This window comes from Flavobacterium sp. EDS (genome assembly GCF_020991525.1).
Lineage (GTDB): Bacteria > Bacteroidota > Bacteroidia > Flavobacteriales > Flavobacteriaceae > Flavobacterium.
This window is the reverse complement of the sequence record NZ_JAJMOZ010000010.1, coordinates 115,012-128,030: the sequence shown is the minus strand read 5'-3', so window position 1 is coordinate 128,030 and position 13,019 is coordinate 115,012. Positions and strand designations below refer to the sequence as shown.

At 28.3% G+C, this 13,019-nt stretch carries 12 protein-coding genes and 1 tRNA gene; 5 read left to right on the top strand and 8 right to left on the bottom strand.

Annotated elements, in window-relative coordinates; genetic code table 11:
- Positions 1–17: 17 nt before the first annotated feature.
- Positions 18–995 carry an SPFH domain-containing protein gene (locus LPB87_RS14970; RefSeq protein WP_129540344.1) on the top strand — a complete coding sequence of 326 codons (978 nt, stop codon included), beginning with the start codon at positions 18–20 and terminating at the stop codon, positions 993–995.
- 26 nt (positions 996–1,021) lie between these two features.
- Here LPB87_RS14970 and LPB87_RS14965 read toward each other — a convergent pair whose 3' ends face one another.
- From LPB87_RS14965 to LPB87_RS14945, 5 genes are all read right to left on the bottom strand, one after another.
- Positions 1,022–1,276, bottom strand: a complete 255-nt coding sequence (locus LPB87_RS14965) for a DUF6327 family protein (protein WP_129540345.1) — start codon at positions 1,274–1,276, stop codon at positions 1,022–1,024.
- Positions 1,277–1,279: 3 nt separating this feature from the next.
- Complete coding sequence (locus LPB87_RS14960) at positions 1,280–1,630, bottom strand: competence protein (protein ID WP_129540346.1); 351 nt, start codon at positions 1,628–1,630, stop codon at positions 1,280–1,282.
- A 145-nt stretch (positions 1,631–1,775) separates the two neighbouring features.
- Complete coding sequence (locus tag LPB87_RS14955) at positions 1,776–2,105, bottom strand: YtxH domain-containing protein (RefSeq protein ID WP_129540347.1); 330 nt, start codon at positions 2,103–2,105, stop codon at positions 1,776–1,778.
- An 82-nt stretch (positions 2,106–2,187) separates the two neighbouring features.
- Positions 2,188–2,667: a hypothetical protein gene (locus LPB87_RS14950; RefSeq protein ID WP_230728416.1), complete on the bottom strand. Its 480-nt coding sequence runs from the start codon at positions 2,665–2,667 to the stop codon at positions 2,188–2,190.
- A gap of 1,447 nt (positions 2,668–4,114) precedes the next feature.
- A complete protein-coding gene (locus LPB87_RS14945) occupies positions 4,115–6,232 on the bottom strand; it encodes a glutamine--tRNA ligase/YqeY domain fusion protein (RefSeq protein ID WP_230728415.1) in 2,118 nt (705 codons plus the stop codon).
- Positions 6,233–6,350: 118 nt separating this feature from the next.
- Between LPB87_RS14945 and folB the strand changes: the two genes are divergently transcribed.
- Together folB and LPB87_RS14935 are read left to right on the top strand one after the other, a co-directional pair.
- Positions 6,351–6,713: a dihydroneopterin aldolase gene (gene folB / locus LPB87_RS14940; RefSeq protein ID WP_230728414.1), complete on the top strand. Its 363-nt coding sequence runs from the start codon at positions 6,351–6,353 to the stop codon at positions 6,711–6,713.
- A 102-nt stretch (positions 6,714–6,815) separates the two neighbouring features.
- Positions 6,816–6,886 (top strand) — tRNA-Cys (locus tag LPB87_RS14935).
- Positions 6,887–7,305: 419 nt separating this feature from the next.
- On the opposite strand, the gene LPB87_RS14930 is transcribed toward LPB87_RS14935, so the two are convergent.
- Genes LPB87_RS14930 through rnr form a run of 3 tightly spaced genes read right to left on the bottom strand, consistent with a single transcriptional unit; the run spans position 7,306 to position 10,876 of the window.
- Complete coding sequence (locus LPB87_RS14930; RefSeq protein ID WP_129540351.1) at positions 7,306–7,983, bottom strand: LysE family transporter; 678 nt, start codon at positions 7,981–7,983, stop codon at positions 7,306–7,308.
- Between the two features lie 17 nt (positions 7,984–8,000).
- Positions 8,001–8,669: a head GIN domain-containing protein gene (locus LPB87_RS14925; RefSeq protein ID WP_129540352.1), complete on the bottom strand. Its 669-nt coding sequence runs from the start codon at positions 8,667–8,669 to the stop codon at positions 8,001–8,003.
- A gap of 26 nt (positions 8,670–8,695) precedes the next feature.
- Positions 8,696–10,876: a ribonuclease R gene (gene rnr, locus LPB87_RS14920; RefSeq protein WP_230728413.1), complete on the bottom strand. Its 2,181-nt coding sequence runs from the start codon at positions 10,874–10,876 to the stop codon at positions 8,696–8,698.
- 197 nt (positions 10,877–11,073) lie between these two features.
- Between rnr and LPB87_RS14915 the strand changes: the two genes are divergently transcribed.
- Together LPB87_RS14915 and rpiB are read left to right on the top strand one after the other, a co-directional pair.
- Positions 11,074–11,307, top strand: a complete 234-nt coding sequence (locus tag LPB87_RS14915) for a DUF2007 domain-containing protein (RefSeq protein ID WP_129540354.1) — start codon at positions 11,074–11,076, stop codon at positions 11,305–11,307.
- Between the two features lie 765 nt (positions 11,308–12,072).
- Positions 12,073–12,504, top strand: coding sequence for a ribose 5-phosphate isomerase B (gene rpiB / locus LPB87_RS14910; RefSeq protein ID WP_129540355.1), 432 nt, complete (start codon positions 12,073–12,075; stop codon positions 12,502–12,504).
- The last annotated feature ends 515 nt before the right edge of the window (positions 12,505–13,019 follow it).

Genomic DNA, 13,019 nt, shown 5'->3' with positions numbered 1-13,019 from the left:
AACTAAATTTATCAGTTATGAACATTCCAATTATTATTCTTTTAATCTTCGGATTATTTATTTTCTTATCGTCATTCTTTACAGTAAAGCAACAAACATCTGTAATTATAGAACGTTTCGGAAAATTTCTAAGTGTAAGAACATCAGGTTTACAATTAAAAATACCTATGATTGATAGAATTGCTGGGCGAGTAAATCTTAAAATCCAACAGCTAGATGTAATCATTGAAACAAAAACTAAAGACAACGTTTTTGTAAAACTTAAAGTTTCAGTTCAATTTATGGTTATTAAAGAAACTGTGTATGATGCATTTTATAAATTAGAATATCCACACGATCAAATTACCTCTTATGTATTTGATGTTGTTCGTGCCGAAGTTCCTAAATTGAAATTAGATGATGTTTTTGAAAGAAAAGATGATATCGCAATTGCAGTAAAAAGAGAATTAAATGAAGCAATGACTACTTATGGATATACAATTATCAATACATTAGTAACTGATATTGATCCAGACATCCAGGTTAAAAATGCAATGAATAGAATTAATGCTGCTGATAGAGAAAAAACTGTAGCAGAATTTGAAGCAGAAGCATCTAGAATTAGAATTGTTGCTAAGGCAAAAGCGGAAGCTGAAAGTAAGAGATTACAAGGTCAAGGTATAGCAGATCAAAGAAGAGAAATTGCGAGAGGTCTTGTAGAAAGTGTTGATGTTTTAAATAAAGTGGGGATTAATTCACAAGAAGCTTCTGCTTTAATTGTAGTTACTCAACATTATGATACATTACAAGCTATTGGTGCTGATGCAAATTCTAACTTAATCTTGTTACCAAATTCACCACAAGCAGGAAGCGACATGCTAAATAATATGGTAGCTTCTTTTAGTGCATCGAACCAAGTTGGCGAAATGATGAAGAGAACGAATAAAAAAGTAAAACCAAAGACAGAAGTAAAACCAGATTATGAAGCACCTGAAGCTCCAGAAACAGAAGAATAATTTATATGTAAAATTTAAAAAGAGGCTTAATGGCCTCTTTTTTTGTTTATAAACCATCCTATTAAATAAGGAATCGCCGCTTGTATTATTTTTATATATGAATTAGAAAGTATTGTTTTGTATGAACCTAAAAATCCGTTTACTATATTTTGAGGTTCTAAAGATTCTTTAGTTTTTTGAACACTTAAAACTAACTTCTGATAATTAATTTGCTTCTCAATTTTTAGAATTTCCAATTCTCTTTCAATTTCAGCATATGATGAGTATTTTTTAGTTTCCATAATTTAGTCGTTAAAAAAGATTTCTGAAAATTTCTCTAAAATTGGTCCTTCTACCATTTTATCTTTTATGAAGAAAATGAGTATCGTTGCTAGTAAATAGATCCCTCCTACTATCAGAAATCCAAAAGTGTAACTGCCTAAAGCAGCACTAATAGCAAAAGCAGCCGCAACAGATCCGAACAACATAACCATACTAAAACACAGTAAAATCAAAATAAATTTAAAAATTACTGTTGTAGATTTCATTGCAACTTTAAAACCCCACAATTTATAATAAGCAAGGTGACTATCAACATAGGCTTTTGCCTGATCTTGAATATTTTCGGTATGTTCTTTAAACTCTTCAAAAGCCATAAATAACTATTTTAGTTGATTTGATAAAAAATACAAAGTACACAATGAAACCAATCTATTGCAATTCTTAAAATTAATTAAATTTTTTGAAACAATAACAATTAAAGTCCAATGTGTACTTCGCTAATGCCTAAAAAAAGGCTATTTATTTCTGAAGTTTAGCATTTTGAGTTTTCAAATCTGCTAATTTAGTTTCAAGAAAAGAAATTACTTCTTCTGTTTTGTGACTCATATTCGAAAGCAAATTCTCATATGTACCATCTAAATCTTCTTTAGCATTTAAAAACTTATCACGTAAACCTTCTGTTGATGTTTCTAATTTGTGCTTCAAATTATGTTTTGCATCATCAATTCCATGTTTAATACGTCCTCTTGTTTTTGAACCTTTATCTGGTGCAAACAAAATTCCAATTCCTGCTCCAATTGCTGCTCCAGTAAGAAGTGCTAATATTGTGTTTCCTGTGTTGTTTGACATAACTATAAATTTTAAAAGTTGATACTAAAGATAATCAATTTTATATAGATAAAATTCTTATAAATAAATGTTTAATATAATTTTAATATACATAAGCAATTGCTTGATACTTACCATCTGGTTTTTCGACTATTGCTACAAATGGATATCCATTATCTGCAGACTTAGTTTTAATACGTCTTTCAGTATGTTCCTTTAAAGCCAAAGGAGATTCCCCTTTTGTTTTTGTAGACAATCCTGAAAAAGTTTCAACTTCTTTGAGTCCGATAGTTTGACTAGGTTTTAAAACTTTTACCAAACTATAATCCTTCTTGTCTATTACTAGAATTTTAGGAGAAATAGATTCTGATTTAGAACTTGCTTTTTCTTTAAGAGAAGAAACTGCATATTTACTAATTGCAAATTGTTCCTGACTACCATTCAATGAATAGTAAATAAGATCATTATCTTGTTTTATATAATTGACATCTATTTTTTCTCCGTTATGTTTGAGAATTTCATGAGTTTGAGAGAAAGCAAAACTCGTAAATAATAATCCTAATATTAAAAATTTGATTTTCATAATTTCTGATTTTAAGTTCAACTTAATAAAGTAAACCTCGATAAGCAGATTTTGAAACGAAATAAACAATTTTGAAAATAATCAAAAAATCAATTTCGTTGATTTTGATATTTATGAAATAAAATCAAAAAACACTTTGTAAAAAAAAGTATTATCAAAACTAAACCATAAACAAAATACAAACGATAAATTAATTTTAATAATTCCATCTAAAACTATTCAAAAACTAAAATTTACATAAAATCAAATTTTAAGATTTAAGAAATAATTCTATAATCATAGCCCATTCCATTTTTATCTTAAAATGAATAAATCCACTTTATAAAAATTTGCTTAATTGGCTTTTCATAAAAATAATACATTTATTAGCATTTGTATGTTAAAAACGCGTTAAACCATCTTAAATTTGATTAAAAACTAAAATAAAGAACGCTAATCAATCCTTTTTATAAAACCAATATTAGAGTTATCTATTTTTATAAAACGTCTTAAAAACAATGTATAGAAGCTGTTTTTAATATATAAAAACTATAACAAAATATAAAACCATAATATATATAAATAATATTAAAAACTATAAATAATTATATTTTGTATAATTAAAATTGATACTTAGTTTTTATCCTATTTTTAAAATAAAATTTTCATACTGGACAAATTTCTATTATTTCAGGAAACGAGATAATCTTAAGATTTCATTTTGAAAAATATAAAAGAAAATATAGACAGAGCAAAAAATTGAATTGAAAATCAGTAAAATCTATCAAAATGGGAAAAATACTGTATTTATAAACATTTCAATGTCAATTAGGACAAAATCAAGCTTAAATTAAGTCTAAAACTAAAATAAAGAGCGCTAATCAATCATTTTTACAAAACCAATAATAGAGTCGTTATAATTATAAAAACGCCTTAAAAACAATATATAAAAGCTGTTTTTAATCTAAAAAAACTATATAAATTACAAAAATAATAATTAATATTAATAATAGATAAAACTATAAATAATACATAGTTTACATAAATAAAACTGATTACTGGTTTTCATTCCATTTTAACAAAACGTTTTCTCTCTTACTAGAAATTTTTTTTTGAGGAATTAAAATGATTTTAAAATCAAAAAATGTAAAACTGTCGCTAAGTAAAAAATTTGAATTGAAATCTGATAAAAGCACCAGAATTGTAAAGATTTTGTACTTATAAACATTTCGATGTTAACAACGACAAAATCATCTTAAAATTTAGTCTAAAATTAAAATAAAGAACGCTAATTAATTATTTTTATAAAAACGATAATTACATTGACTGATTATTAAAAACGTCTTAAAATCAATTTATGGAGGTTTATTTTAATATAATAAAACTATCAATTTTTACATTTTAATAGAAATTATAAATAATAAAAAAAGCGCTTATAAAAAGCGCTTTTTGATAACTAAAACTGATATTATTTTTTTAACATTTCTTCCAAAATTTCTTTTTCTCTATCAGAAGCATTTTTTGGAGGGTTTGAATTTAATTTTTGAATTTCTTCTTCAAACTGATTTCTAAAATTTTCTGTTTCCAAATCTCTTAAATTCAAAAGTGCTTTCGAACGAACATAAGTCGATTCACTTCTTAGTGACATGGTATATAATTTTTTTATTTCTTCTTCTTCAAAATCAGATGATTTTAAATTTGAATATTTCAGAATGAATTGAGCAAATAATAACGAACTCTTATTATTGTTAATATTCTTCTTTAATGAATTTTGTAATAATGAAAAACTTGAAATAGCAGCTATACTCTCCCCTATTGCATTTTCAATTACCAAACGTTCAGCTTTAGTTTCAACTTTAAAATATTTATTGATGTCTTTTAAAGAATTATTAATGCTATTTTCTTCCTTTTTACCTTTTTCTTCCCAAGCATCTTTTAATCCTACTGTCTTATTAAATACTAGTTTAGAAGCAGTTGAATCTTTATCAACAGTAAAATACCCTAAACGTTGAAATTGAAATTTATCTTCATTTTGAGCTGTAGCTAAACTTGGTTCAACAAATCCAGTAACAATTTCTAGCGAATTTGGATTTACAAAATCTAAGAAATTTTTATCTTTATAACTGTCTGGAGCTTCATCTATAAATAAACGATCATACAAACGAACTTCAGCTTCTATAGCATGTGCAATCGAAACCCAATGTAAGGTTCCTGATACTTTACGTTGGCTAGCTTCACTTCCACTTCCACTTAAAGAATCTGTATCATAAGTAACATGAATTTCAGTAATATTACCTGCTGAATCTTTTATAACACTTTCTCCTTTAATGATATAAGCATTTTTAAGACGCACTTCTTTTCCTAATGTTAAACGGAAAAACTTAGCTGGAGCTTCTTCTAAAAAGTCTTCTCTTTCTATATATAACTCTCTCGAAAATGGGACTTTTCTAAATCCTGCAGTATCATCTTCCTGGTTATTTTCTGCATCAAGTAACTCTTCTTTTCCTTCTGGATAATTAGTAATTACCAATTTTACCGGATCTAAAACAGCCATTACACGTGGTGCTATTTTGTTCAAATCTTCACGAATACAAAACTCTAAAACCGATACACTTATTAAATTATCTCGTTTTGCAATTCCTGTTGAATTAGCAAAATTACGTAATGAAGCTGCAGTATATCCTCTTCTTCGTAATCCGGAAATAGTTGACATTCTTGGATCATCCCAACCATTAACATGTTGTTCTTTAACTAATTGTTGTAATTTTCTTTTACTTACAACTGTATGCGAAAGATTACGTCTTGCAAATTCTCTTTGCTTAGGACGCAACTTATTATCATCTATAATTTGATCTAAAAACCAATCGTATAATTCACGGTGAGGCAAAAATTCAAGCGTACAAAATGAATGTGAAATACTTTCTAAATAATCACTTTGTCCATGTGCCCAATCGTACATTGGGTAAATTTTCCAGGCATCTCCAGTTCTATGATGATGCTTGTGTAAAATTCTATACATGATAGGATCACGCATCAACATATTAGTAGATTTCATATCTATTTTTGCACGTAAAATATGAGTTCCAGCCTCAAATTCTCCGTTTCTCATTCTTTCAAATAAGTCTAAATTTTCTTCTACAGAACGATTTCTAAATGGACTATCTGTACCTGTTGTTGATGGAGTTCCTTTTTGAATAGCCATTTCTTCAGAAGACTGACTATCAACATATGCTTTATCTTTTTTAATTAATAAAACTGCCCAATCATATAATTGCTGAAAATAATCAGATGCATAACGTTCCTCTGACCAAGTATATCCTAGCCATTCTACGTCTTTTTTAATTGCATCGACAAACTCTTGTTCTTCCTTTTCTGGATTGGTATCATCAAAACGTAAATTTACAGGTGACTGATAATCAATTCCTAATCCAAAATTTAAAGCAATAGAACTTGCATGACCAATATGTAAATAACCATTTGGTTCTGGTGGAAAACGAAAATGAAGCTTATCTTTTGATAAACCTGATTTTAAATCTTCTTCTATGATTTGTTCAATAAAATTGAGTGATTTTTCTTCTGATGCCATTATTTATAGTAATTTTAGCAAAGATAAAAAAGTTTATAGTTTTCGGTTTACAGTTTACAGTTTTCTTTGGAAACTTCTCAGTAAATCTGAAACTTAGAGCAAGAAATTAAATTAAAAAATGGGAATTATTAAACTAAAAAATATCCGTACTTTTTCTTACCACGGATGTTTAATTGAAGAAGGAAAAATTGGATCTGATTATGAAGTGAATTTAGAAATTCATGCCAATTTAAGAAAATCTGCCGAGTCTGATCATCTTGCTGACACGGTTGATTATGTACATTTAAACAAAATTGTAGCCGAAGAAATGACCATTAGATCTAAATTATTGGAACATGTTGCCAAAAGAATCATTACAAGGGTTCTTGATGAGATTCCAATGATCACAAAAACAATTGTTGAAGTTTCAAAGATTAACCCTCCTATTGGTGGTGATGTTGAGTCGGTTACAATTAGAATGAAAGAAACTAGAAAGAAATAATTAGAATGAAATTTTATTTCTTTTAAAAAATTTAAAAAATAGTTGGCTTTAAGTTTTTAAAATTTAAAGATTATGGTTACTTTTGCCATCCGTTCAAGTAATGGCGTCGTGGCCGAGCGGCTAGGCTGGGCTCTGCAAAAGCTCCTACTCCGGTTCGAATCCGGACGATGCCTCAAGAAGAGATACAGAAATGTATCTCTTTTTTTTATGCTTAATTTTTCCTCAATATTTTCAAAATCAGCGGAGTCGAAGTCTTATTAAACAGTGTTATTACCTTTGTCAAAATTTTAAGCTTTGACTGTAAGAAGCTTTAATAAAAACTTAAGTTTAAAGTTAGTCTGCGCACTTTTGTCATTTCGAGGAACGAGAAATCTTCGCAAGAAGCTAACTCACAGTTTTTCTCTTAAATTTTCGAGCTACTCGTGGAGATTTCTCGTTCCTCGAAATGACAAGATTGAGGATTATTTTGCGTAAAACTTAAGTTCCTCCCTACCCTTGGTTTAGAACTTTTACAAAGAATTTTTAAATTTTTAAACATAAAAAAACCTCTCGTAATGAGAGGTTTAAAACTATATTTTGCAGTTATTAACAACTACTTTTCTATCTTTTCAAAAGCATGTTTTACCATTTCTTTTTCTTTTGGAAACCATCCTTGAACTATTAAAACAAATCCAAAAATCATTAAAACTATACTAATTCCTTTTTTAATTTTAAGAATATTAGATGGTGTCATTTTAGATTTTAATTGCTTTGCTAAAACAATTTTTATACAGTCAATAATCAAATAAGTTAATACAACTGTTACAAAAAATGTCATCATTCTTGATGTTTGCATTTCTAATTTTGGTCCAATAGAAATAATTATTGCAACCCAAAAACCAAGTACTCCGATATTAATAACATTTAGGAAAAAGCCTTTTGCAAAAAGACTTCCATAGTTTCTTTTGATGATATCACGGTCTATTTCTTCATCGTTTATTTTAGCTTCTTTCTTGAGTTGTATAAACGAAATAATACCGTAAGCCAACATGATTATACCTCCAAAAATAAAAAGGGCGGGTTTATCTTGTAAACTTTTAATTAATCTATAACTTCCTAAATAAGCAATCGCTATAAAGAAAATATCTCCTAGAATTACTCCTAGATCAAAAACTAATGCGGCTCTAAAACCTTTGGTAATACTAGTTTCTAGTAATATAAAAAATACCGGGCCTACCATAAAGCTTAAAAATACTCCCCATGGAATCCCTGCTATAATATCATTTATCATTAAAATACAATTTCGTTTTATTCTTTTTCTTCAATCCTACCGCCAAGAACAGTTTTTTGGTTAATTTGTTTTGGTTTACCATAGATGTAAATATAGCCACCAGCATTCACTTTTGCATCAACTAAGGTAGTAGCATAGATTTCGGCATTTCCTCCCGCAGAAACGCTTATTGTCGTTTGTGAGGTATGTAATCCCTTAGCTCGTAAAATTCCTCCTGAACCTAAATTAGCAACTTGATTGCTTGCTTCTCCAGATACTTTGATTGTTCCTCCAGAAACTGCTCTTACTTTAGCATTATCAACATCCAAAATTACATTGATTTCTCCTCCTTCTTTAGAATTTAAATCGATAGTTGTTTGTTTGAATGTTTCTTTACTTGAAACTATACTTCCTTCGCTTACATCAATGCTTTCAATACGTTTGTAATATAACTGTATTGATATATCATCTCCAGATAAAAGTTTTGGAAATGGCATTCTTAATTTCAATTCTCCATTTTTATTAACAACTTCAACTTCACTCTCTCTGCTTCCTTTTATAACTATCTTATTTTCTGAAGAATGAATTAATGTAATACTCAATTTATCGAATACTTTAACTTTATCAAAATCTCCTAAGTTTTTAGTTACCTGACCAAATGATACTTGTACAAATAAAATTGCAACTCCTATTAATAACTTTTTCATGTTTTTCTTTTTTAAATTTTTACTTCTTACTCTGCTCTTCTTAAAAAATGAAAATCTAATTGTTTTTTAACTAAATCGGCATTTTTTACTTTAACGTAAATCTCATCGCCTAATTGTAATATCTTATCAGAAGTAGCACCTACAAGTGCATATTGTTTTTCATCGAAAGTATAATAATCATCTTTTATCTCTCTGATTCTTACCATTCCTTCACATTTATTTGATACTATTTCTACATAAATTCCCCACTCAGTAACTCCTGAAATAACTCCCAAGAACTCTTCATCTTTATGATCCTGCATGTATTTAACCTGCATGTATTTAATACTATCACGTTCTGCATTTGTTGCTAAACCTTCCATGTTTGAACAATGTAAACACTTGGTTTCATATGTTTCTTCATCTACAGATTTTCCTCCATCTAGATAATATTGCAATAATCTATGTACCATAACATCTGGATAACGACGAATTGGCGATGTAAAATGGCTATAATAATCAAAAGCCAAACCATAATGTCCGATATTATCTGTCGAATATTTGGCTTTACTCATACTTCTTATTGCAAGAGTATCAATTAAATTTTGCTCTTTTTTACCATTAACTTCTTCCATTAAAGCATTTAATGATTTTGATATATCTCCTTTATTTCGGAAATCTATCTTGTAACCAAACTTAGCAATTACCGATTGCATTGCAATTAATTTGTCTTCATTTGGTTCATCGTGAATTCTATAAACAAATGTTTTCTTTTGTTTACCAATATATTCAGCAACTTTTCTGTTGGCCAAAAGCATGAATTCTTCGATTAAATGATTGGCATCTTTTGATACTTTAAAATAAACTCCTTCAGGTTCTCCTTCAGCATTCAAATCAAATTTAACTTCAACTTTATCAAAAGAAATAGCCCCATTAGCCATTCTTTTCTTTCTCAAAATCTTAGCTAATTCATCAAGTTTTAAAGTAGCATTTGTAATTTCATCTGAAACAACATATGAACTTCCTGTAATAGAAGTTTCTGCTGGAATTGTATTGTCTTTTGTTTCAATGATATATTGTGCTTCTTCATAAGCAAATCGCTGATCCGAATATATTACTGTTCTACCAAACCATTGGTTAATAACTTGTGCATTCTCTGATACTTCAAAAACTGCTGAAAAAGTATATTTCTCTTCATTAGGACGCAATGAACATGCAAAGTTAGATAACACTTCTGGAAGCATTGGTACTACCCTATCGACTAAATATACCGAAGTTGCACGTTGATATGCTTCATCATCCAAAATTGTTCCCTCTTCTAGATAATACGAAACATCAGCAATGTGAATTCCTATTTCGTAATTTCCATTTTCTAACTTCTTGAATGATAATGCATCATCAAAATCTTTTGCATCTTTTGGATCTATTGTAAACGTAAGCGTATCTCGCATATCGCGACGCTTAGCTATTTCACTTTCTTGTATAGAAGTATCTATCTTTTGTGCATAAACCTCTACTTCTACTGGAAAATCTGATGGTAAACCATATTCAGCTAAAATAGCATGAATTTCGGTATCGTGTTCTCCTGGTTTACCTAAAACTTTTACTACTGAACCAAATGGACTATCTGCACGTTTTGGCCAATCTTCTATCGTAACTAAAACTACATCACCGTTTTGAGCCTCTCCTATTTTATCCTTTGGAATAAAAATATCAGTGTACATTTTAGGATTTGCAGTAGAAACAAAAGCAAAGTTATTCTGAATGTCAATAACTCCAACAAAGTCAGTTTTATTTCTTTCTATTACTTCAATTACCTCTCCTTCAGGACGTTTCCCTTTTCTTCTGTTATAAACGTAAACTTTTACTTTATCTTTATCTAGTGCACGATTTAAATTATTTGTGGGAATAAAAACATCTTCGGTAAAATCTGGACAAATAAAGTAAGCTGTTTTACGACTTGTCATATCAATCGTACCTTCGTAATAATCCTGACTAACAGCTTTAATTAAATATTTTCCTGGTTCTGATTCAACAATCTTATTTTGAGAAGCCAGAATTTTTAAATCTTTTATAATTTGGTTACGACTTTTAGTATCGTCTAGTTCGAGCTTCGCTCCTATTTGTTTGTAATTAAATGGTTTATTAGCATGTTGCGATAAAATTTTTATAATCTTACTAGAGAAATCTTTCTCATTCTTTATCGGTTTTCTAATTTTCTTACTCATATATCTTTTCTTATAAGGTTTAAAATTACAAAGAAGATATCAGATAATGCTTTTTAGGTTCCATTTTATTAAAAATATAACTTTCAAACACTGCTACCTATTGATTTTCAGAGGTATTTTCCAATCTGTATATTTAAATTAATTGCATCTACTAATTTTTCGTAATGTTCATTTCGTATCTTTACAGAAAGACCTTTATGCAAAGCTTTAAAACCATTGCTATATTCAATTATCTGCACGAAACAGTCGTTCTAAAGCACTTACTAGAACAAGAAGACATTCCATACTATCTAGAGAACGAAATGACCTTATCGGTGGCTCCTTTCTATTCTGCAGCTTTGGGCGGAATCAAACTCAACGTTCATCCAGAGGATTTCGAAAGAGTTCAGGAAATTCTTGACAATCTCAATAGTCCACTTTCAATCGTTTAAATCTAAAATTTCAATTTTTTTTCTTTTTCAATTTTCAAAGTTGTCAACATATATTATATATTAAAAAAAGAAAAATTTAAATTTAATTAATTTTTGGTTGTTATTATAGTGTGTTAATATGTCATATAAATTTATTTTTAAAAGCATTGAAATGAAGTTTCTCTTAGTTATATAGAGTTATCAACATACTTATATTTTGTTAAAGGATTAGTTTCTAAGAGTTTTTAGATTTTAATTAACATTGGTTAACAACCTAAAATGAATTCATTTTGTAGATAACTTCATATGTTGATTTTTGTTGAAAATGCACTTTTTGATATTGATAACTTTTCCAAAAAATCTCCAAACTTTATTAGGTTATTAAGTTCCAATTTTGGATTAGGTTTTTTTATGACACAACCAAAAAAAACTTCTAATTTTCTTTCTGTAGTTATTAACAAAAGTTGTTAATTTAAAGTTAACTGAATATCAAGCAATTGCGTTTTGCTATTAACATTATAAAAAATTAACAAAAAAGATGTTTATCTTTCATTGATTACTAGGTACTTATGGAGTTATTAATAATGTTAATAAGTGTTAATATTTTGATACTAAATGAGTTATATTTTTAAGTTTTTATACTACGAATTTCACCAATATCTATGAGTTATAAAAACTATGTTTTTAAAAGTTATTAAGTAAAAAATAAATGAAAATTATAGAAATTGATAGCAGTCATTTATTAATTGGCTAAATTTGCAGGACACAACTTAATATAACTTAATAATGAAAATTTCAATAGGAAACGATCACGCAGGGCCAGAATATAAAAAAGCAATTGTTGCTATGCTTAAAGCAAAAGGACATGAAGTAACTAACTATGGTACAGATTCTGAGGATTCTGTAGATTATCCAGATTTTGGTCATCCAGTTGCTACAGATATCACTGAAGGTAAGGCTGATTTTGGAATTGTTATTTGCGGAAGCGGAAATGGAATTGCAATGACTGTTAATAAACATCCGAAAGTGAGAGCTGGTTTATGTTGGACTAAAGAAATTGCGGTTTTAACACGTTTGCACAATGATGCTAACATTATTAGTATTCCAGCGCGTTTTACATCGATTCCACAAGCTGTAGAAATGGTTGAAGCATTTTTAAATACTGAATTTGAAGGTGGAAGACACCAAAATAGAGTAAATAAGATTGCTTGTCAGTAAATAAGTCAAAAAAATGGGTGCTTCGCACCTATAAAATAGTAAGCCGGGTGAATTTTTTCAATTCATCCGGCTTTTTTAAAATTTAATTAGTTGATAAATAAGTATTTGTAGAGTTGTTAACAACATAAAAACAACTCATTTATTAATCAATTCTATAGCAAAACAACGCTTTTTAGATTGTAATTACCAAGGGCAGTTCTACTATTTTTTTATAATGACAATGTTAATGATAAATATAGCAGAATTAATATAAGCAAATATTTAAAAATGTTAGATTTAATTATTTGATAAATAAGTGTTTATATAGTTATTAACAACATAAAAACAACTCATTTATTAATTGACTCTATAGGCAAAACAACGCTTTTTAGATTGTAATTACCAAGGGCAGTTCTACTATTTTTTATAATGACAATGTTAATGATAAATATAACAGAATTAATATAAGCAAATATTTAAAAATGTTATATTTAATTGTTTGATAAATAAGTATTTGCATAGTTATTAACAACATA